Annotated in this window: 1 protein-coding gene; it reads left to right on the top strand. The window is 80.6% G+C overall.

Translation table 11 applies throughout. The annotated features are described in order from the left end of the window. Positions 1-278: hypothetical protein (locus GT354_RS12270; RefSeq protein WP_202511806.1), on the top strand; the 278-nt coding region annotated here is incomplete at both ends.

The raw sequence follows: 278 nt of genomic DNA, 5'->3' as shown, positions 1-278 counted from the left end.
GTGGCCCGACTCGCCGAGCCTTCCGACGCGCTGCCGGAGCGGCCGGCCGTAGGCATCGCGGCCTCGCCGGCCTGGCTCGCCGAGCCTTCCGAGACGCTGCGCGACCGGCGGGCAGGCGGGTCGGCCGGAGCCGACTGGCTCGCCGAGCCCTCGGAGGCGCTGCGCGAGCGGCGCGTGGGAGGTGCTGCGGCATCGCCCGCCTGGCTCGCCGATCCCTCCGACACGCTGCGGGTACGGCGGGCCGGGGGCGCGGCGCCCTCGCCCGCCTGGCTCGCCGA

The sequence above is a fragment of the Streptomyces sp. SID3343 genome (assembly GCF_009865215.1).
In the GTDB taxonomy this organism is placed as follows: domain Bacteria; phylum Actinomycetota; class Actinomycetes; order Streptomycetales; family Streptomycetaceae; genus Embleya.
This window is presented reverse-complemented; position numbering and strand designations above follow the sequence as displayed.